Raw genomic sequence first — 20,590 nt, 5'->3', positions numbered from 1 at the left:
TTTTACGTTATTATACAAAAAGAATCGTTGTCGCTCCATGGAACACGGTGAACGGCAACGAAACGAACACTACGGCCGCAGCAGTTCTGCCATTTTAAAAAACGGAGTATATCATCATGAAAAAGAACTACCACAAAACCTTAATTGCCTGTTATCTTGGATTTATCACGCAGGCAATTTCTGCAAATTTTGCACCTTTACTATTTCTTACCTTTCACAGAACTTACCATATTTCTCTTGGAAAAATTGCGTTTATCTCGACAGTATTCTTTTTCACACAACTTCTTGTCGATTTGTTCTGTGCCAGATATGTCGATAAAATCGGTTATCGCAGGTGTGTCGTTGCTTCTGAGATTCTTTCCGCCTGCGGCCTGATTGGACTTGCCTTTCTGCCCAATATTCTGCCAAATGCCTATGCAGGAATTTTGCTCAGTGCCATGATCTATGCCGCCGGAAGCGGACTGATTGAGGTTCTTGTCAGCCCAATCGTAGAGGCTTGTCCGTTTGACAATAAGGACAGCGTTATGAGTCTGCTTCACTCCTTTTACTGCTGGGGGTCTGTAGGCGTCATCTTACTTTCCACTGCTTTTCTGGCAGTTTTTGGTATGGAACGCTGGCCGATCCTCGCATGTATCTGGGCTGTACTTCCACTGTACAATACGTTTAATTTCCTTTCCTGCCCGATTGAATCACTCACCGGAAGCGAAGAAGGACTTACCATTCGTCAGCTGTGCCGTCTTCCCATTTTCTGGATTTCCCTTGTTCTTATGGTCTGCGCCGGAGCAAGCGAGATTTCGATGGCGCAATGGGCTTCCGCTTATGCCGAGTCTGCATTAGGTCTCTCAAAAAGCATTGGAGACATTGCAGGACCGTGCCTGTTTGCTGTTATGATGGGCATCAGCAGAACCTTCTATGGTAAATACGGGGAAAAAATTGACTTAACAAAATTTATGATCGCATCCGGTACACTTTGCCTGATCTGTTATCTGGCTGCAGCTCTCGCACCATATCCTCTTTTAAATCTTACAGGCTGCGTTGTGTGTGGTTTCTCCGTAGGAATTATGTGGCCGGGAACCATCAGTATTTCATCCTCTAAAATTCCACTCGGCGGAACTGCACTGTTCGCACTTCTCGCCATGGCCGGAGATATGGGTGGTTCCATTGGCCCATTTGTTATTGGATTTGTCACACAAAACACCGGCGACGATCTGAAGGCAGGTATGCTGGCCGGCTGCATTTTCCCTGCTGTACTGATTTTGTCTGTTTTTCTGCTCCGACAAAGGAACGCAGAGCAAAAATAAGCACCGAAGAGATACTGTAACGTGTCTCAGACACAGGAGCCGGACAGTCCGGCTCCTTTTTTTCATGTCTCTGCAATATTTCTCACAACTCCCGAAAACAGAATCGATCCGTCCTGCCCCGTGACAAGAAACAGGAATGGACGATCCAGTACAAAGTCGATTTCGTCGTCCGGTATTTCTGCTGCGGCTTCTGAAACGCCAAGTTCTGTATACGCTGCTCCGGTTACTCCGTTTTCGTCGATTTCAAGCATGGCGGCGTGGTCTGCTTTGCTCAGGTATAAATTCTCTTTGTCCCCTGTTAATGGGCTGAAATCTGCCAGATCTGCATCCAGCGCATCCGTTACACCCAGTGCGCGCACCGTTTCGATCAGGTCTGTTTTTTCCGATACTTTAAATTTAGGAACAGACAGGTTCACCATAGGGGAATACCAGTTATCACTGCTTTCATCCCGCCGTATAACCTTCATCAGATCCGGATCCGATACCAGTTCATTGACATCGGTATTTTCATCCGGAAGCAGGAAATACATGGAGCCGCTGTCCTGAAGGCTAAGGCTGACTGCACGGAAATGTTCGCCCTGGTAGACATCCATCCATTCCGTTTTTTTCATCATGTCCACAGTGGTATCTCCCGCAGCTCCGTGGAAGGTTTCCTTCTCTGTATTCACTTCCCAGAAATTTTCCCTCCACATCGCCTTATAATAGATGGTTGATACCAGTTCAAATACCGTTTCCGGGGCGATCGCCATGTCTTTCGTATATTCCTTCAAAAGTCCGCCGGTATTATCATCCGTCCACGTCCGCAATGCCTGATTCATCTCTTCCGATCCAGGTGTTCCTCTGAATGTCGATGCATAGTACTGTTCCGCAAGCCGCTGCAGCGTTGTGTCACTGTATGTTTCCTCACCATCCAGCCACAGCGAATTTGCCAGCACACTTTTCAGCGCGGGCGTGTCTGCATAATTGCTTTCCCAGAGTGAAGAAACATTTTTCCGTAAGGTGTCCATATCCTGCGCACCAAGCATATCCAGAATCTGCTGCCGCGTATTTCCATCCGAAGTTTCCGCCAGCATTGCAAACGCGATATACAGGTTGATCGGCGAGCAGACGGTATTTTCATCTTCTGAAACCAGCATCTGTTTCATCAGGTTCTGATAATACGCATCCATTCCCGACTGCAGTTCTGCTGATTTTGCTGTCAACTCCCGGTACGAATCCCACCAGTCCCAGTGTGCATCGCTTTCCATGAATTTCTGTGCATCCATCGTCTGCGCCACAGATGCCGGATAAGCTGCCATAACCGTCTTTAGCCCCGACGGGTAACGGACTGCCGAACTCCCCTGTCCATTTCTCCATGTCGTAACCCCCAGCACAGCTCCGCCGATGATCACCGCGCAGGCTGCCGCGGCCGTCCATTTTTTCCATGCAGCCCTTCGTGAACGCTGATATTTCCCCGCGTTTTCCACCATACCAGGATCCAGATTTCCCAGCGTTTCAAATAATTCTTCTTTCTTCATACTTCGAACCCTCTTTCCGTCAAGTGTGTATGCAGTTTCCCGCGGATCCGGTTCAGCGTAACTGAAACATAGTTTTCGCTTCTGCCCAGACGCCCCGCGATTTCGCCGATACTGTCTACATACCAGTACCGCAGAACAAACATGCATCGTTTCTCCTCCGGCAGCTTCTGCAGAAACTGATTGATCTCCGCGATCAGTTCTTTCATCTCCCACTGCCGCTCAATATCATCTTTCCCCGAAACACATTCTTCCAGCTCGTCCAATACTGCATCCATCTGACTTCCTCCGCGTTTTTTGCGATGCATTTTTCGATACAGATCAAACGAAAGATTTCTCGTTATTTTTCCAAGAAATGTGGATAACAGAGACGGCCGGTGCGGCGGCATAGCATTCCACGCGTGAAGCCAGGTGTCGTTGACACATTCTTCTGCATCCGCCGGATTCTGCAGAATATTCTGTGCAATGGACGTACAGTATGTACCATATTTCATCGCAGACTCGCTGATCGCTGTTTCGTTCCTGTCCCAGTACATTTGGACAATATGAGTATCCTCCATATGGAAATCCCCCCTTTCATCTATCATCACGCCATTTTGCAGAAAATCTTACACTTTTCAAAAGAAATTTCAGTTCAAAAAAGGGCGTGACCGAAGCCACGCCCTTCCATTCTTTTATTTTCTTTATGCCAGAATCGGTTTTAAAGCCTCTGCGAGTTTTTCTTTCTCTGCTTCTGCCTCTGCCAGATCCTTGCCAAGTGTTGTGTAGTATACTTTGATCTTCGGCTCTGTTCCGGACGGGCGGACGATGACGGTTTCACCGTTTGCCAGTTTGTAGATCAGAACGTTTGCGGATGGGAGTCCTGTTTCTTCCGGTTTCTCGTAATCGGTTACTTTGACAACAGCGGAACCTGCGATCTCGGTCAGCGGCTCTTTTCGAAGGCCATCCATAATACCGGCCATCTTGTCCATTCCGCTAAGTCCCGGGAACTCGAAGCTGTCTACTTTGTTCAGGTAACGGCCATACTCGGCATAGATCTCTTCCAGTCTCTGTTTCAGGGAGCTTCCGATGCTTCTGTAATAAGCTGCCATCTCGCAGATCAGCATGGAGCCGATGACTGCGTCTTTATCTCTTACATACGGGCCAGCCAGGTATCCGTAGCTCTCCTCGAATCCGAAGATGAAGCGGTCTACTTCGCCGTCTGCCTCAAGGTTTGCAATCTGATCGCCGATCCATTTGAATCCGGTCAGAACGCTGCGGAGTTCTACGCCGTAGTGCTCGGCAACAGCATCTGCCAGCGGTGTGGATACGATGGATTTGACAGCAACCGGTTTCTCCGGCATGGTGCCTTTCTCGATGCGGCCTGCGCAGATGTAGTCGAGAAGCAGAACGCCGACTTCGTTTCCGGTTACCAGCTCATAGCTTCCATCCGGGCATTTCATGGCGATACCAACACGGTCTGCATCCGGGTCGGTAGCCAGCATCAGGTCTGCGCCGGTCTCTTTTGCAAGATCCAGGCCTTTTTCCAGTGCAGCAAAGATTTCCGGGTTCGGATAGCTGCAGGTGGTGAAGTATCCGTTCGGATACTCCTGCTCCGGAACGATCGTGATATCGGTGATGCCGATGTCTTTTAATACACGGGTAACCGGTACAAGACCAGATCCGTTCAGCGGGCTGTAAACGAGCTTCAGTCCGGCTGTTTTGCAGAGGCCCGGACGAACCTGACGGGATTCGATTGCTTCATACAGGGCATTCTTGCAGTCTTCTCCGACAAAACGGATCAGTCCTTCTTCCACGCCCTCTGCGAACGGCATGTATTTTACGCCGGTCAGGATATCGGTTTTCTGAATCTCTGCGTATACAATCGCAGCAGCATCGTCAGTCATCTGGCATCCGTCCGGACCGTAGGCTTTGTAGCCGTTGTATTTTGCCGGGTTGTGGGATGCAGTTACCATGATACCTGCGTTGCAGTTGTAATAACGGGTTGCAAAGGAAAGTGCCGGTACCGGCATCAGTGCGTCGTAAATTCTGACTTTGATTCCGTTTGCTGCCAGAACACCTGCTGCTGTTTTTGCGAATACATCGCTCTTAATACGGCTGTCATAGCTGATGGCTACGGTCTGGTTTCCGCCCTGTGTTTTTACCCAGTTTGCAAGTCCCTGTGTTGCCTGACGTACTACATAGATATTCATACGGTTTGTTCCTGCGCCAAGTACACCACGAAGTCCTGCGGTTCCGAATTTCAGAGATACAGCAAAACGGTCCTTGATCTCCTCATCGTTTCCTTCAATCCGTGCCAGCTCCGGGTTTAGATCTGCGTCTTCCAGATCAGCTGCCAGCCATCTCTTATACTCTTCCAGATACATGTGTTTATCTCTCCTGTTCTCTTTTATTTTATGTCCTGCTATGTAATGTCCATCCTAATGCAAGCATAAGTACACTATAGTCATAATATACCATAGCCAGCCCAAAACAGCAATTAAATTTGGTCATTTAAGCAGAATTTTACCGTTCTTTTTCTCTTTTTTTCGACTGTATCGGCTGTTTTCAGACAGAACAGGAGCAAAACAGATTTATCAGCCTTTTTATTCCTCTCCCGGTCTGTGATGATAATCAAATCCACATTTTTCCAGAAATGCCCGAGCGATTACCGTCGCACCGATCTGGTTCGGATGGATTCTGTCCCAGGCGATGTAGGAAGAATGGCGGTACTGGAAATAATCATTGAATACGGCCTGCAGGTCGATGAAGCGGCAGCCGTATTTTTCAGCCAGCTCACTGCAGATGGCCCCGTAGGTGTCCATGCGTTTTCTCATCCAGTCCTCTCCATTTGGCTCCATGTAGTATGGGGTCATAAGGAAAATACCTTTTACGTTGTCTTTTACGGAAAGAATCATCTTTTCGACGTTAAAACGGTACTCCTCCGGGGATACCTGCTCGTCCGGGATAGCCGGGCTGTCGAACTGTCTCCAGACATCGTTGATACCGATGCAGATGGAAACCCAGTCCGGTTTCAGAGATACCACATCGCGGTCAAATCTCTGCAGCAGATCGCGGCTTGTGTTTCCGCCAATACCGGAGTTTGTCACACGCAGATACACCTCCGGGTAAAATGCCGCAAGCATATTCTCGACGATTCTGACATAACTCTTTCCAACATTTTCAAATAAACCTTCCCCCACCGGCTGTGCGCTCTCCATATCCGTTACGGAATCTCCTGCAAATACAATCCGGTCCATGTGTTCAAAAATCATTTCTGTACCTCCTCTGGTCCTAATTTTTTAAATCTTCTGAGCCTCATTATAGTCTTGCCGTTTCGACTGTGCAAGGCAATCTTTGCGAATCCCCCACTTGGCGGACGCAAAAATTCCCGGCGGCAAAGCGTCGTTTTTTGTGCCTTGCTGTCGGGAATTTCATCTTTCTTTTTCTTACTCAATGCCATCCATATAAGCATTGTAAATTGCCGGGTCAATATTCTCTTTGATTGACTCATACACGCCCTGGGATGCCTCGCGGATGTCAGCTCTTGTCTGGTCATCGAGTGTCAGAATCTTCGTTCCGCTCTCCTCGATCGTCGCAATTTTATCGGCGATACGGGCATCGGACTGCTCTCTTGCGTACTCGGTCGCAATCTTTGCCGCCTTGGTCATGATCTCCTGCTCGTCCTCCGGCAGAGCTTTGAAGAAATCGTCGTTGACAATCAGGGAAATCAGATGCGGCAGATGGTTCGTTTCCACTACGTAATCCTGCTGCTCATACAGGTTATTCGAAACGATGACCTCATACGGGTTCTCCTGCGCATCAATCGTGTGCTGCTGCAGGCCGATGTAAACCTCACTGAAGCTCATCGGCGTCGGGTTGGCACCGATGGCTTTCCAGAATGCCAGATGGTAGCTGTTCTCCATGGTACGGATCTTCTGGCCCTTGAAATCCGAAAAGCTGTAAACCGGCTTATTCGTACTCATGACACGAAATCCCTGATCTGCCATACCGAGCAGGTGATAGCCGCCCTCCGTATAAACATTGCTGATCAGATCGTAAAACTCCGGATTATCAATCTTCTCACGGCATTCATTGAGAGAATCAAACACACACGGCAGATCAAACACAGCAAGATCCCCCATAAAGGAAACCTGCGGTGCCGTATTCTGTACGACAAACGGAATATCACCATCGGCACACGTTTCAAGCAGATCGCGGTCGCCGCCGAGCGTTGAGTTTGCGTAAACCTGAATTTTCATCCTTCCATCGCTCAGCTCTGAAATCTCTTCCGCAAACTTCTCAGCGAAGATCTGCGTTACCGTGTCCTCCGGGCTCGCCGTTGCCAGCGGCCAGGAATAGCGCTGTGTCGTCTCTTCTCCGGAAGAGCCGCAGCCGGCAAGCGATGCGCCAAGCGCAATGACAGCGGCAAGTGCCGTCACTTTTCGGAAAAGCTTTTTCTTTTTTGTCATCTTTTTCATCGTCCTTCGCTCCTCCCTATAAAATTCCAATCGAAATTGCCGGAATAAATGTAATCAACAGCAGTGCCGCGAGGAAGAAACCGATCATCGGCATAGCCTTCTTTGCGATCTGCATGACCGGAACCTCGGTCAGGGAGCTTGCCACGAACAGGTTGACGCCGATCGGCGGTGTTACGAAACCAATCGCAAGGTTGACAACCATGATGACACCAAACTGAATCGGATTCATGCCGATCGCCTGTACAATCGGCAGAAGGATCGGCGTCAGAATCAGAATCGCCGGTGTCGTATCCATAACCATTCCGACAATCAGCAGGAATACATTGATGATCAGAAGGATCGCAACCGGGCTGTGGAAGTTGTTCAGGATAAACTCGCTGACCGTCTGCGGTACCTGCATCAGCGTCAGCACACGGGAAAATGCCGTCGATGCCGCCAGAATAAACAGGATCGGGGTGAAGGTACGAATCGCCTCAACCAGAATGGACCAGATGTCGCGGATGCGGATACTCCTGTACACAAAAAGGCTGATGATCAATGCATAGAATACGGAGATAACAGCCGCCTCAGTCGGGGAAGCGACACCGCTGTAGATACAGCCAAGGATGATCACCGGACTGAGCAGTGCAAAAAAGCTCTCTTTTAAAACGCGAAGCAGGCCTTTGTCATGCAGCACTTTGACTTCTGCATGGATCTTCTCTTTGTCCTCCCCATACCGTTTGCAGTGATAAACGGCATAAACCATCAGCAGCAGACCGATCATCAGACCCGGTACAATTCCGGCAAGGAACAGGTCACTGACCGAAGCGCCGGAAGCCATACCGTACATGATGAACGGAATACTCGGGGGAATGATAACGCCAAGGCCGCCGGCAACTGCCACAATCGCTGTGGAGAATGTCAGATCATAACCAAGGGTAGTCAGAATCGGGATTGTCATGCTTCCGACAGCGGCAACGGTCGCCGGAGCGGAACCGGAAATCGCACCGTAAAAAAGGCAGGTGACGATAACCGCGCACGGCATACCTGCGGTGAATTTTCCGAGAAAATAGGCAAAGACATCAAACAGTTTTTTGGAGATGCCTCCCTTAGCCATGATGATACCGGAAAGGACGAACATCGGAACTGCCAGCAGTGGGAAGGAATCGAGTCCTCCGAACATGGCACGGATCAGATATTTGGCTCCTACCGTAAAAGATGGGTCAAACACCGACGGAAGCACAGATGTGATTCCAAGGGTAATCGATACCGGAACAGCGATGACCAGCAATGCAACAAAAATCAGAAATAATACTACGACTGGCATTAGCGTTCCTCCTCATTCGAATTTTTAATCGTATGGATGCGGTTGTCGATACCCGCGTTCAGGGCATTTTCTGTGGCGTTATCTGCTCCGGCATTTGCCTCGATGAAGGATTCCGGCGTATTTCGCTCCGGATGGGCCGGGTCGAAAACGTTCTCACCGCGTGCCACACGGAACTCGATCATCCACCGCTGCAGAACGCGGAATGCAACCAGCACAAAGGAGACGAGCGGTGCTGCCTGGATAAAGTACATCGGAATTTTGCAGGCCGGGGAAAGCTGGCCGCTTTTAACTGACGACATCATATAGGAAAAAGCAAACGGAATCATATAGATGAAAAAAATCAGTTCAAATGTATGATTCACAATTTTGAAAACAGCTTTTCCTCTCCGCGGGAAAATCGCAACAAACTGCTCGATCTTGATGGAAAGGCATTTTTTGCTGCAGTAGCTGACGCTTAAAAAACCGCACCAGATAAAAATATATCTGGTCAGCTCTTCCGACCACGACAGCGACATGCCAAGGACGTAGCGGCAGAAAACCTGAATTCCCATGATCAGCGTCATGGCGATCAGGCCGATCACAAGAAGAAATTCTTCGAGGTTTTCATCCAGCCAGTGAAATACTCTCTTCATAAAAGGCATACCTCCGTTAAATTTATAACAGAACAATAATACAAAAGGGACATCGGCATCAACAGCAAAGCTAAAAATACCGGTGTCCCATAAAGAAAAAACGGTTACATGGCTTTGTGAAGCAGATCCAGAACGGTGCTCAGATCATTGACTCCCATCTGACCCGGTGCGGATGCTTTCTTCGCCGCGCCGAAGGTCATGGAAGAACCAAACACCTCACCGCAGAGACGGCTGATTACACCGGTGCCTGCCATAGACATGGTGATGATCGGTCTGTCCGCATAATTGGTGGTCATTTCCTCTGTTGCCGCAAGCAGGGTCAGAACGTCTTTCTTATTCTGCGGCATAACAGCGATCTTCGGAATATCTGCGTTCATATCCTGCATTTTGCGCAGTCTGTAGATGATGTCTGCTTTTGCAGGAGTTTTGAAGAAATCATGGTTGGAAGCAACAACCTTTACGCCTGCTGCGTGTGCACCGTCGATGATCTTCTTTACAATGTCATCTCCGGTAAAGATCTCAACATCCACCAGATCCACATATCCGGTCTGTGCTGCTTTGATGTTCAGCTCCGCATAGGCTGTCGGCTCAATCGCTTTTTCACCGCCCTCTTTGGAGGTACGGAATGTCATCAGAAGCGGAATATTGCCGAGTGCTTCGCGGAGGTCTTTTAACACGTCCTCTACCTGTGCAAAGTCGAATACACCCTCGAACCAGTCTACACGCCATTCTACAACGTCAACCGGAATCGAATGGAAAGTTTTTGCTTCTTCGATGATATCGTTTTTGGTAACGCCTACGATCGGAACGATGATCTTCGGTGCACCGGCACCGATTTCAATATCACGAACTTTTACTGTATTCATGTGTTTTTCCTTCTTTCTTCAATATTAACCCTAACTTTTCTTTTGCAGGCTTTTCTTTTTCACGCCCGGATTCCCTGGTACTTCGTACTCCCGCAATCCTTAACCTCATTTTAGTTGTCCTGCTGTGCAAGTTCAACCATTTTTTTATAGCGAATGTTTACAAACAGTCCAAGCGCAACACCAACTGCGGTCAGAACGATGTTCATGGTCATAACGCCGGACGGCTGCATTTTAGATGCTGCGGTCAGGATGGTGTAGTTGCAAAGAGAAGATGCAATCATAACCAATGCGGTTACGGTTCCTTTGATTTTCGGGAACAGCATATTGCAAACGGAAGTTGCGATCTGAAGCAGTCCGCCTGCGCCTGCCCATCCGATAATGAAAGCACCGGCAATCATCAGCGGTTTGCTCTGTCCCATCAGGACAGCAATCATAGTTACAAGGCAAATGGCCGGGTAAACAACGATGAAACGAACATCTTTGATTTTTCTGGTCAGGAACGCTGTTACGATCAGTGCCAGCATGGTTCCTGCAGAATAATAGGTCTGCATGATGGACGGATCAGCCCAGCCTACATTCTCTTTTGCAAAGTTCTGTGCACAGTTCAGCCACAGCTGGAATGTACCGGTGCAGGTGAATCCGATCAGGATCATGGCGATGGATTCGAAGGAGAAATGTGTATGTTTCAGACTGTCGATCAGGCCCTCTTTTTTGCCGGATGCTTTCTGGTCAGCGTCTGGCAGCGGGAACAGGAATACCAGTACAAAAAGTACGATATAAGCGATTCCGCATCCGTAGAATAACGGATTGTAGGAGGTAAGGCCTGCTGCTGTAGAAGTAACAGCTACACCAAGAACAAATGGAAGCAGCATCTGAGCAATTGCGATGAAGAATTTGATTCCCATGGTAGCAACGCCAGGAGCTTTGTAAATAATCTCGGATACTGCCGGGTAAATACCGGTATCCAGAAAGGAGTTTGCGATACCGCCGATAATGGCGCATACGTAAGCGATGGTATAACCACCGTGTGTTCCTGCATGAAATGCAAGGGCAAGGCCGATCAGATAAATTGCATAAGAAGCACTTCCGATTGCGGTGGAAATGCGACGTCCGAGCTTGTCGGACAGAGGACCTGCAAATGGCAGTGCGATCAGACGGCCAAGACCGAGTGCTGCGGAAATTGCGGTAATTGCCATTGCTTCCACTCCCCATGCTGCTGCCAGAGCCTCTTTGATGACTGCCTGGCCCAGAATAGAGCATCCAACACCGTGGATAAAGTAGTTCAAGTACAAAATTAATGCACTTGGCAGGTATTTCTTGTTCATGGTTTCTCTCCTTTTTAAATAGATCATGTGTTGAGGTCAAATTGTCTTTTTCCTCTGTTCGGTTCATCATTTTGTTTTGTCACAAACAACAGATTACCAGTTTCGTGAATGTTAAAAAAATAACATTTGCCTTTATTTTAACAGTGAAAGTGTGTGCGGTCTAATGCTTTTAAAGGAAAAAATCAATGCATTGAATGCATTGATATGGTATACTTGAGTTATCATAATAAGAGGAAGCAAAGACTTTCTTACGGAACCATTTTTTCAGGAGGAAAAACCACATGACACTGAATCAGATTCTCTATTTCCGAAAGGTCGCCCGGCTGGAAAATTATCACCAGGCGGCAGAGGAGCTTTATATTTCCCAGCCATCCCTGAGCCGTTCGATGGCCGCCCTTGAAAGCGAGCTTGGAATCACGCTGTTTGAAAAGAAAGGGCGCGGTGTTGTCCTTACCAATGCCGGCCGTCTTTTCCTGGAGCATGCAGACCGGATCGCGGGCGACTGTGACATTGCGGCAGGCAAGATGAAAGAGCTCGCCTCCGGTGGCGGCAAAATCAATATCGGTTATATTTTTCCACTTGCCGGACATTATATTCCGCACAACGTCCGTACCTTTCTGGACCAAGAAGAAAACAAAAATGTTGCATTTAGCTTCTGGCAGAACCATACCCCGGCCATTGCACAGAAGGTGAAATCCGGCGAACTCGATCTTGGGTTTGGCGGCTTTTTAAAGCGCGACGACATGGAGTTTTTTCCGTTGATCCAGCAGCCGCTTGTCATCGTGTCCCCGGAACAGCATCCGATTGCCGATGAACCGGAGGTTCCGCTTGTAAAGCTTACCCGTTATCCGGTGATCGGCTACGACCGCGCATCCTGGATGGGGGCCTACACCGGTCATCTCTACCGCAAATATCAGCTTCATCCGAATATTATCATGGAATGCCCGGATGAATATTCGATTGCGGCACTGGTACGCGAAAACTTCGGCATCGCGCTCATGCCGCGAACCGATATTCTGGAACAGGCAGACGGTATCCGCATCCACACACTGAAAGGTCTCGAGATTTATCATCAGACTTTTATGTTCTGGATGAAGAACCGCTACCGGCTTCCGGCTGTCGAACGGTTTACCGAATACATGAAACAGCACGCTGACATTATCGAAGAGTCCAGAAACGATAGCGAAAACGTATCAAAAGTTTATCTGAAAGATATTGTTAATTTTTAGTCGAAAGCGTTATGATGGATTTGTCACAAACAGAGGATTACCGCTCATGTAATGAATAAGGAGAAATTTTCATGAAGAGTGCTTACCCAAAAATTTTCGAGCCAATTACCATCAAACGAACAACGATTAAAAACCGTATTGCAATGACCCCGATGGGAACCAACTACGGTGAGACAAGCGGTGAAATGAGTAACCGTCATATGAACTACTACTCTCTCCGCGCAAAAGGCGGCGTTGGTCTTATTATTCTGGAGAACGCCAACATCGAGTACCCGGTCGGTTCCAACGGAACCAGCCAGATCCGTATCGACCACGACAGCTTTATGCCGCGCTACTATCAGTTAGTCGAAAACCTTCATAAAAACGGTGCTACCGTAGCGATCCAGATCAACCACGCCGGAGCTTCCGCATCTTCCGCAAGAACCGGTATGGAAACCGTTTCTTCTTCCAACATCCCGACAAAAGCCGGCGGAGAAACCCCTCGCCCGATGACAAAAGAAGAAATCATGACAACCGTGAAAAAATACGGCGAAGCTGCAAAACGTGTGCAGGCCATCGGCTTTGATGCCATTGAAATCCACTGCGGCCACTCCTACCTGATGAGCCAGTTTATCTCCCCGTATTACAATAAAAGAACCGATGAATTCGGTGGTTCTGTAGAAAACCGCCTGCGCTTCCCGCGTATGGTCCTCGAAGAAGTACGTAAAAACGTCGGACCGTGGTTCCCGATCATCGTTCGTATCTCTGCCGAGGAGCGTGTTCCGGGCGGAAACACACTGGAAGATACCCTGGAATACCTGGAGTACCTGGATGAGTTCGTAGATATGTACGACGTATCCTGCGGTCTCAACCCATCCCTGCAGTATCAGATCGATTCCAACTTCCTGCCGGATGGATGGCGTTCCTACATGGCAAGAGCCGTAAAAGACAAATTCAAAAAACCGGTCATCAACGCTGGTAACTACCGTGATCCGAAGGTCGTTGAAAAAGTTCTGGAAAGCGGCGATGTTGATATCGTCGGCATGGGACGCGGCCTGATCGCTGAGCCGAACTGGGTAAAGAAGGTGGAAAACGGCGAGGAAGATATCCTTCGAAAATGCATCTCCTGTAACGTCGGATGTGCCGGAAATCGTATCGGTGTCAACCGCCCGATCCGCTGTACCGTAAACCCGGCTGTTCCGGAAGGCGATGTTTACAAAGCACTGAAAGTGAACAAAAACTGTAACGTTGTTGTTGTCGGCGCCGGTACTGCCGGTATGGAAGCAGCCTGCACCGCTGCAGAAGTCGGATGCAACGTTTTCGTACTCGAGAAAAACGACCACATCGGCGGTCTTTCCACTTTCATCTCTGATCTTCCAAGCAAGAGCCGTATGAAAGACTTCCCGAAATACCTTGAGGCAAGAGCCGCCAGACTGAAAAACCTGTATATTTTCCTCAACACCGAAGCTACGGTGGATAAGATCAAACAGTTCAAACCGGACATCATTGTAAACTCCACCGGTTCCGTTCCGCTTGTTCCGCCGATCAAAGGCCTGAAAGAGAACATCGATGCCGGAAACGTAAATACCATCTTTGGTATGATCAACAATGTAAACGCCGGAAAATATCCGGAAGAAGCCTGTCAGGGCAAGAAAGTCGTTGTAGTCGGCGGCGGTTCCGTAGGACTTGACGTTATTGAATACTTTGCACCGAGAGGCGCCGAGTGTACCATCATCGATATGCTGCCGCAGATCGGTATGCTTGCAGACCCGATCACCAAATGCTCCATGCGTGAGACACACGACAAATACGGTGTAAAAGAATATGTCAATACTGCTCTTCAGGAAGTAAAAGAAAACGCATTCACCGTAAAACTTCCGGACGGAACCATCCAGGATCTCACCTTCGATTACGGATTCAACTGTCTTGGAATGCGCTCCAATAACCCGATTCTGCCGGAGATCCAGGAAGCATTCGCTGATACCAATACTTATGTATACACCATCGGCGATTCCGTACGTGCACGCCGCATCATGGAAGGTACCATGGAAGGCCGCGCGATCCTGAATGTACTGGAGTCCCAGGGCTACCTGCATCTGGAGCCGCTTGAGTAATCACTGAATCACTTTCTTACACAATATAAAAAAACAGAAAAGAGGAAAATATCATGCCAAATATTACAGGACATACCGAATTAGTTGGATTAATGGCTTACCCGATCCGTCACACCCAGTCTCCGACAACCCACAACCTTGCATACGACAAAAACGGAGATGACGTCATTCAGCTTGCTTTCGAAGTTGATAACGATTCTTTAAAAGATGCTGTGCAGAGTATCCGCGCGCTGAAAATGCTCGGTTCCAATATTTCCATGCCAAACAAAACTGTTGTCCACAAATATCTGGACGAGGTAGATGAAGCAGCTAAGTTATGCGGCGCTATCAACACCGTAGTCAACCTCCGCGACGAAAACGGTCAGGTAACCGGCAAACTGAAAGGCTACAACACCGATGGTATGGGATACTGGCAGGCACTGACCGAAGAAGGCATCGATTTCAAGGGAATGAAGATGGTCCTGATCGGAACCGGCGGTGCTGCTACTGCAATTGCAGTGCGCGGTGCTCTGGATGGAGTTGCAGAAATTGAAATCTTCAACATCAAAGACAAATTCTACAGCCGTGGAGAGGAAATTGTTGATCTGATCAATAAGAACACCAACTGCAAGGCTACCATGAACGATCTGGCAGACAAAGACCTCCTGAAAGAAAAAATGCACGCAGCTGACCTGTTCTGCGATGCTACCGGCGTAGGAATGCATCCACTCGAAGACCTTTCCAACATTCCTGATCCTTCCTTCTTTAAAAAAGATCTCATCGTAACGGATACCGTTTACGCTCCGCGCGAAACCGTTATGATGAAACAGGCAAAAGAAGCAGGATGTGAGAAAGTATTCAACGGCATGGGAATGATGCTGTTCCAGGCACTCATCGCAATCAAGCTGTACACCGGAAAAGATACTCCGGTTGACTACATGAAAGAGAAACTTGGAATCTGATTTCCGGGCGAATCTTTTCCATCTTAAACCTTAATCAAAAACCAACACGAAAAGAGGAAATGAACTTTGCGTCATTTCCTCTTTTTTTCTTGCTTTCTTTCGGCATCTGGAGTATAATTCACTTCATATAGTAGCAGTTTAAAGTGCTACAGCACGATTTATCATCATGCGGAAATACGAGGAGAGAGAGGATTTCAAATTATGTCAAAACACATCACAGGACACACCGGATTATTATGTTTACTCGGAAGCCCGGTTGCACACAGTGTTTCTCCGGAAATGCACAACGAAGCATGCGACCAGCTCGGCCTTGATTATAGCTACCTTGCCTTTGATGTACCGGAAGACAAAATGCCGCAGGCAGTCGAAGGACTCCGCACCATGGGTGCAAGAGGCTGGAACATCACCATGCCTGGCAAAAATATCATGTGCAAATTGGCAGACAAGGTTTCTCCTGCTTCGGAGATCTCCGGCGCATGTAATACCATCGTCAACGACAACGGCGTTCTCACCGCTTACACCACCGACGGTGTCGGCTTCATGAGAGCAGTTGCAGAAAACGGCGTAGACATCATCGGCAAAAAGATGACTCTGCTCGGTGCCGGCGGCGCTGCTACTGCAATCCTGGTACAGGCAGCCCTCGACGGCGTGGCTGAGATCAATGTATTCAACGTCAGAGACAATTTCTTCGGAAGAGCCGAGGAAATCGTTGCAAAACTCAATGAGCGTACTTCCTGCAGGGTTACCCTGCACGACTTCTCCGATCCGGAAGTCCTTCGCGCATCCATCGCAGACAGCGCCATTCTTGTCAATGGAACTTCCGTCGGAATGGCTCCAAAAACCGAGAACACCATCATCACCGACACAACGATGTTCCACAAAGACCTCTTCGTTTTCGATGTGATCTACAATCCGCAGGAAACCCGCCTGCTGCGTGAGGCAAAAGAGGCTGGATGCAAGACCGGAAACGGTATGTACATGCTGTTATACCAGGGAGCTGCTTCCTTCAAACTGTGGACTGGCGAGGATATGCCGGTTGAGATCATCAAAGAGAAATACTTCTCCGGAAAATAAGAAGAACTCCTGCTTTGCCGAATTTTCCGCCTGCGGCGGGTCGCTTCGGCGACACGCGCAAAAAGCGACACGAACAAGAAACGGCAAAAGGCTTCTGCCACGGATTTTTATCCGCTGGCAGAAGCCTTTTTTATAATCTTTTTTTTGATCTTTTTTTGATCAGCCCGCTTTCTGTACTTCATCAAGCTGTGCTGTATACAGTTTATAATAATGGCCTTTCTTTGCCATCAGCTCATCATGTGTTCCGCTCTCCATAATACCGCCGTTATCGATATACATAATCTTATCGCAGTTGCGGATCGTAGACAGACGATGCGCAATGATAAATGAGGTTCTGCCCTTCAGCATGGCATTGAGTCCCGTCTGCAGTGCTTTTTCGGTCTGTACGTCAATGCTTGAGGTCGCCTCATCGAGAATCAGAATGGCCGGATCGGAAAGCAGGGTACGCGCAAACGAAATGAGCTGCTTTTGTCCCTGGCTCAGCATGGAACCACGCTCCCTTACCTCCGTCTGATAGCGATCCGGCATTTTGCTGATAAACTCGTCCGCACAGACAGTTCTGCTCGCCTTCACAATCTCCTCATGTGTTGCGTCAAGCTTTCCGTAACGGATATTATCCTCAATATCTCCCGAGAAAATAAAGCTGTCCTGCATCATAATACCCATCTGCTCACGCAGGGAATGAATGGTCACCTGCGAGATATCCTGTCCATCAATCAGGACGCGACCGCCATTGACATTGTAAAACCGTGAAATCAGATTGACAATCGTACTCTTTCCGGCTCCGGTCGGTCCGACAAGCGCCACACTCTCACCCGGTTTTACCGTAAACGAAACATCGTTTAAGATCTGTTTTGACGCATCGTACGAGAAATTTACGTGATCGAAGGTCACCTCACCGCGGATTTTTGGCATTTCAACGGCATCTTTTGCATCCTTTACCGTCACCGGCTCATCCATCGTCTCAAAGATACGTTCCAGATACGCAATGTTGTTGATAAAGTTATTGAAGATGTTTCCAAGGTTCATGATCGGCTGCCAGAAATACGATGCATAGCTCGAAATCGCTACAATCGTACCAACCGACTTATTTCCCTGCCCGAAAAGGATCAGACCGGACAGAAAAATGGCAGCACGCACGCAGACGGAAATTGAATCGATACCCGGCCATACCAGGTTGGAATAGCGAACTGCTGTATTCCATGTTCTGCGGCAATCCTTGGAAAGATCTTTGAAAATCTCCGCATTCTCATCCTCTCGTGCAAAGATCTGCGTAATGCGGGCTCCGACAATATTCTCCTGCAGATAGGCATTCAGGTTTGAGTTCTTGTTCGAAACTGCCTGCCATGCACGTCTCTGTTTATTCTTGATCCAGACCATGAAAACGCACAGCACCGGCACGCCGCAGAGCACGACAAATGCCATCTGCACATCAACCAGAAACATGAAAATCACGATAAACAGAAGGTTGAAGCTCTCCAGAACGATGTTGATCAGACCATTTGACAGCATATCCGATACCGAGTTGACGTAGTTGACAACCCGAATCAGGATCTTGCCGTGCGGGCGGTCATCGTAATACTGGAACGGCAGCTCCTGCAGATGTGCAAACAAATCTTTTCGGATATCATAGATGATACTCTGACTGACATCCACCATAATGCGGCTTCGGATTGTTGTGAAGATCACGCTCACCAGATAGATGCCGACCAGCATTCCCACAAGAGAAAATAAAAGCCTCTCGTTTTTCTCCGGAATTGCAAGGTCCAGCGCCCGCTGGATAATCATCGGCGCCACATAGCCGGACGCACCGCCGATGCCACTCAAAAGGATCGCAAAAACCATCCGTTTTGCATATTTTTTGATATAGGATGAAGCTCTGAGCAGATGCTTGATGTCAAACGGCTCTTCGAGCACTTCATCCTGCTTGTATGTATTTTTTGCCATTGCTTCCCCTCCTACAGTTCATCCACACCGGTCTGCAGCTTCACCAGTTCATAATAGTAACCCTTCTTCTCCATCAGTTCCTCATGTGTTCCCATTTCTTCAATATAGCCATTTTGCAGAACAATAATCTTGTCCGCTGTTTTCGTTGTCGAAATTCGCTGTGCAATCACAATCTTGGTACATGGAAAATCAAGCTCCCGTAAGGACTGCTGAATCTGTTTCTCTGTTTCCATATCAACCGCCGATGTTGTATCGTCAAGAATCAGAACCGATGGACGGATCGCCAGTGCTCTTGCCAGAGAAATTCTCTGCTTCTGGCCTCCGGAAAGACCAACACCGCGCTCTCCGACCAGGGTATCGTAGCCCTCCGGCATCTTTGAAATGAAATCTGCCGCAGCGGAATACCTTGCAAACTTGACAACCTCGTTCATCTTGATCGAATCATCGCCGTAGGCAATGTTTCCCTCGATCGTGTCAGAATACAGCAGAACATCCTGCGTGGCAAGTCCGATCTGTTTTCGGAGATCATACAGCTTCAGCTGTTCTACAGGAATTCCGTCAATCCGGATCTGTCCTTCTGTCGGCTCATAAAACCGCGGGATCAGATTGATCAGCGATGTCTTGCCGCAGCCGGTCTCGCCCATGATCGCAACCGTCTCGTTCGGATGGGCCGTGAAGGAAATATTGTGCAGAACCGGCAAATCACCATCCTCGTATTGGAAGGAAACGTTATCAAACTCGATTTTGCCTTCAAACCGCTCCGGATGGGAAACGGCATTTTCTTCGTCCCTGATTTTCGGTTCGGAGTAATACAGCTCCATGACCTTTTTCGACGCTGCTGAGAACCGCTGAAATTCGTTCATGATATTTCCCATCTGACGCATCGGATTGGCGATTGCCCAGATGAGGCCTGAAAATGCCACATAGTCTCCCATAGTAAGCTGTCCTCTGATCATAAAAACACCGCCGACTGCGAGCAGGACAACCGGCATCAGGTTCGCAATACTCTCGACAATCGGGAAAAATTTCAGCCATACCATTCCGGTTGCCTTATTCGTCTCCGCATAGTCGGTATTGGCACGGTCGAATTTCTCGATTTCGTAATCTTCTCTTGCAAACGCTTTGACAACGCGGTTTCCGGAAATATTCTCCTGTGCGCATGTATTCATCTGTGCCAGTTTTTCACGCAGCGCCGCATGCATCGGGGCAACGCGGTTCCGGAACAGATAGATAATCCAGAATACAAACGGTGAAATCACAAGAACGCACAGTGCCAGCTTCCAGTTCGTATACAGGAAGAAAACGGCCGCTGCAGCAAACAGAGAAAATGACTCAACCACCATTCGTACAACCCATGCAACCATGTGACGCACCGCATCCAGGTCTCCTGTCTGCCGTGTCATCAGATCTCCTGTCCGATAGGTACTGTAAAACGTCATATCCTGACGCTGAAGCTTGTCGTACAGATAATTCCGCACCCGGTACAGAACACTCTGCGACACCGTCTCATAGATCATACAGCTGCCATAAACAACGATAACACGCAGGAACGTAAAGCCGACCATCGCAAACAGCAAGCGGTAAAGCAGGTCACGGTGTACCTGAAGATTTGTCGCCGCGTTCTCCCCCGTTAAAAACAGATCCACAATTTTTCCCGAAAAATAGGGAATCGTAAGCTGCAGAATATTGTACAAAACGGTTCCGAGAATACCGACAAAGTACAGCGCCCGTTTTCCCTCCATGTTTTCCCACAGCCACGCAATTTTGTTTTTCGGGAATTGTTTCGTGTTGCTTTTCATGTTTTCATATCCCCCCTTATCTTAGGAAATTGAGTTACCAAATTCAGCATTAATTTTCTTTCAAATGCTTTCGCCATTGTATCAATTTTCATTTGGATATGAT

The 20,590-nt window shown here is 48.3% G+C and carries 16 protein-coding genes; 5 read left to right on the top strand and 11 right to left on the bottom strand.

Annotated elements, in window-relative coordinates; translation table 11 throughout:
- Window positions 1-116: 116 nt before the first annotated feature.
- The gene (locus DXB83_RS04300; RefSeq protein ID WP_117804438.1) at window positions 117-1,301 is read left to right on the top strand and encodes an MFS transporter; all 1,185 of its coding nucleotides are present in this window, start codon (window positions 117-119) and stop codon (window positions 1,299-1,301) included.
- A 62-nt stretch (window positions 1,302-1,363) separates the two neighbouring features.
- On the opposite strand, the gene DXB83_RS04295 is transcribed toward DXB83_RS04300, so the two are convergent.
- The 9 genes from DXB83_RS04295 to DXB83_RS04250 form a co-directional block, all read right to left on the bottom strand.
- On the bottom strand, window positions 1,364-2,818 hold the full coding sequence (locus tag DXB83_RS04295; RefSeq protein WP_118697291.1) for a serpin family protein: 1,455 nt from the start codon (window positions 2,816-2,818) through the stop codon (window positions 1,364-1,366).
- On the bottom strand, window positions 2,815-3,375 hold the full coding sequence (locus tag DXB83_RS04290) for an RNA polymerase sigma factor (RefSeq protein ID WP_118595764.1): 561 nt from the start codon (window positions 3,373-3,375) through the stop codon (window positions 2,815-2,817). Before DXB83_RS04290 ends, DXB83_RS04295 begins: the two co-directional genes overlap by 4 nt.
- Before the next feature lie 123 nt (window positions 3,376-3,498).
- Window positions 3,499-5,181, bottom strand: a complete 1,683-nt coding sequence (locus tag DXB83_RS04285) for a phospho-sugar mutase (RefSeq protein ID WP_118595765.1) — start codon at window positions 5,179-5,181, stop codon at window positions 3,499-3,501.
- A 219-nt stretch (window positions 5,182-5,400) separates the two neighbouring features.
- Complete coding sequence (locus tag DXB83_RS04280; RefSeq protein ID WP_117761871.1) at window positions 5,401-6,069, bottom strand: SGNH/GDSL hydrolase family protein; 669 nt, start codon at window positions 6,067-6,069, stop codon at window positions 5,401-5,403.
- Window positions 6,070-6,243: 174 nt separating this feature from the next.
- Window positions 6,244-7,275, bottom strand: coding sequence for a TRAP transporter substrate-binding protein (locus tag DXB83_RS04270; protein ID WP_243108853.1), 1,032 nt, complete (start codon window positions 7,273-7,275; stop codon window positions 6,244-6,246).
- Window positions 7,276-7,291: 16 nt separating this feature from the next.
- Complete coding sequence (locus DXB83_RS04265; protein WP_117761873.1) at window positions 7,292-8,581, bottom strand: TRAP transporter large permease; 1,290 nt, start codon at window positions 8,579-8,581, stop codon at window positions 7,292-7,294.
- On the bottom strand, window positions 8,581-9,213 hold the full coding sequence (locus DXB83_RS04260) for a TRAP transporter small permease (RefSeq protein ID WP_118697289.1): 633 nt from the start codon (window positions 9,211-9,213) through the stop codon (window positions 8,581-8,583). The genes DXB83_RS04265 and DXB83_RS04260 overlap by 1 nt, the downstream gene beginning before the upstream one ends.
- Window positions 9,214-9,317: 104 nt before the next feature.
- A complete protein-coding gene (aroD, locus tag DXB83_RS04255; RefSeq protein WP_117801863.1) occupies window positions 9,318-10,079 on the bottom strand; it encodes a type I 3-dehydroquinate dehydratase in 762 nt (253 codons plus the stop codon).
- 110 nt (window positions 10,080-10,189) lie between these two features.
- Entirely contained in the window at window positions 10,190-11,404 is a 1,215-nt protein-coding gene (locus DXB83_RS04250) for an MFS transporter (protein ID WP_117510065.1), read from the bottom strand.
- A gap of 281 nt (window positions 11,405-11,685) precedes the next feature.
- On the opposite strand from DXB83_RS04250, the gene DXB83_RS04245 reads away from it, so the two are divergent.
- The 4 genes from DXB83_RS04245 (at window position 11,686) to aroE (ending at window position 16,741) form a co-directional block, all read left to right on the top strand.
- The gene (locus DXB83_RS04245; RefSeq protein ID WP_118697288.1) at window positions 11,686-12,633 is read left to right on the top strand and encodes a LysR family transcriptional regulator; all 948 of its coding nucleotides are present in this window, start codon (window positions 11,686-11,688) and stop codon (window positions 12,631-12,633) included.
- A 71-nt stretch (window positions 12,634-12,704) separates the two neighbouring features.
- Window positions 12,705-14,726 carry an oxidoreductase gene (locus DXB83_RS04240; protein WP_118697287.1) on the top strand — a complete coding sequence of 674 codons (2,022 nt, stop codon included), beginning with the start codon at window positions 12,705-12,707 and terminating at the stop codon, window positions 14,724-14,726.
- A 50-nt stretch (window positions 14,727-14,776) separates the two neighbouring features.
- Window positions 14,777-15,667 (top strand): quinate/shikimate dehydrogenase, encoded by an 891-nt coding sequence (locus tag DXB83_RS04235; protein ID WP_334291836.1) that lies wholly within the window; start codon window positions 14,777-14,779, stop codon window positions 15,665-15,667.
- A gap of 201 nt (window positions 15,668-15,868) precedes the next feature.
- The gene (gene aroE, locus DXB83_RS04230; protein WP_117510061.1) at window positions 15,869-16,741 is read left to right on the top strand and encodes a shikimate dehydrogenase; all 873 of its coding nucleotides are present in this window, start codon (window positions 15,869-15,871) and stop codon (window positions 16,739-16,741) included.
- Between the two features lie 159 nt (window positions 16,742-16,900).
- Here the strand turns inward: aroE and DXB83_RS04225 are convergent, their stop codons facing one another.
- Both DXB83_RS04225 and DXB83_RS04220 read right to left on the bottom strand, forming a co-directional pair.
- On the bottom strand, window positions 16,901-18,688 hold the full coding sequence (locus tag DXB83_RS04225) for an ABC transporter ATP-binding protein (RefSeq protein WP_055267792.1): 1,788 nt from the start codon (window positions 18,686-18,688) through the stop codon (window positions 16,901-16,903).
- 11 nt (window positions 18,689-18,699) lie between these two features.
- A complete protein-coding gene (locus tag DXB83_RS04220; protein WP_055267790.1) occupies window positions 18,700-20,487 on the bottom strand; it encodes an ABC transporter ATP-binding protein in 1,788 nt (595 codons plus the stop codon).
- Between the last annotated feature and the right edge of the window lie 103 nt (window positions 20,488-20,590).

Origin of the sequence: Blautia sp. OM06-15AC (genome assembly GCF_003481425.1) — a bacterium.
Lineage (GTDB): Bacteria > Bacillota > Clostridia > Lachnospirales > Lachnospiraceae > Fusicatenibacter > Fusicatenibacter saccharivorans.
This window is presented reverse-complemented; position numbering and strand designations above follow the sequence as displayed.

Coding starts and splice junctions, on each gene's coding strand:
- DXB83_RS04300 (WP_117804438.1), top strand. CDS start 117: ATGAAAAAGAACTACCACAAAACCTTAATTGCCTGTTATCTTGGATTT.
- DXB83_RS04295 (WP_118697291.1), bottom strand. CDS start 2,818: ATGAAGAAAGAAGAATTATTTGAAACGCTGGGAAATCTGGATCCTGGT.
- DXB83_RS04290 (WP_118595764.1), bottom strand. CDS start 3,375: ATGGAGGATACTCATATTGTCCAAATGTACTGGGACAGGAACGAAACA.
- DXB83_RS04285 (WP_118595765.1), bottom strand. CDS start 5,181: ATGTATCTGGAAGAGTATAAGAGATGGCTGGCAGCTGATCTGGAAGAC.
- DXB83_RS04280 (WP_117761871.1), bottom strand. CDS start 6,069: ATGATTTTTGAACACATGGACCGGATTGTATTTGCAGGAGATTCCGTA.
- DXB83_RS04270 (WP_243108853.1), bottom strand. CDS start 7,275: ATGAAAAAGATGACAAAAAAGAAAAAGCTTTTCCGAAAAGTGACGGCA.
- DXB83_RS04265 (WP_117761873.1), bottom strand. CDS start 8,581: ATGCCAGTCGTAGTATTATTTCTGATTTTTGTTGCATTGCTGGTCATC.
- DXB83_RS04260 (WP_118697289.1), bottom strand. CDS start 9,213: ATGAAGAGAGTATTTCACTGGCTGGATGAAAACCTCGAAGAATTTCTT.
- aroD (WP_117801863.1), bottom strand. CDS start 10,079: ATGAATACAGTAAAAGTTCGTGATATTGAAATCGGTGCCGGTGCACCG.
- DXB83_RS04250 (WP_117510065.1), bottom strand. CDS start 11,404: ATGAACAAGAAATACCTGCCAAGTGCATTAATTTTGTACTTGAACTAC.
- DXB83_RS04245 (WP_118697288.1), top strand. CDS start 11,686: ATGACACTGAATCAGATTCTCTATTTCCGAAAGGTCGCCCGGCTGGAA.
- DXB83_RS04240 (WP_118697287.1), top strand. CDS start 12,705: ATGAAGAGTGCTTACCCAAAAATTTTCGAGCCAATTACCATCAAACGA.
- aroE (WP_117510061.1), top strand. CDS start 15,869: ATGTCAAAACACATCACAGGACACACCGGATTATTATGTTTACTCGGA.
- DXB83_RS04225 (WP_055267792.1), bottom strand. CDS start 18,688: ATGGCAAAAAATACATACAAGCAGGATGAAGTGCTCGAAGAGCCGTTT.
- DXB83_RS04220 (WP_055267790.1), bottom strand. CDS start 20,487: ATGAAAAGCAACACGAAACAATTCCCGAAAAACAAAATTGCGTGGCTG.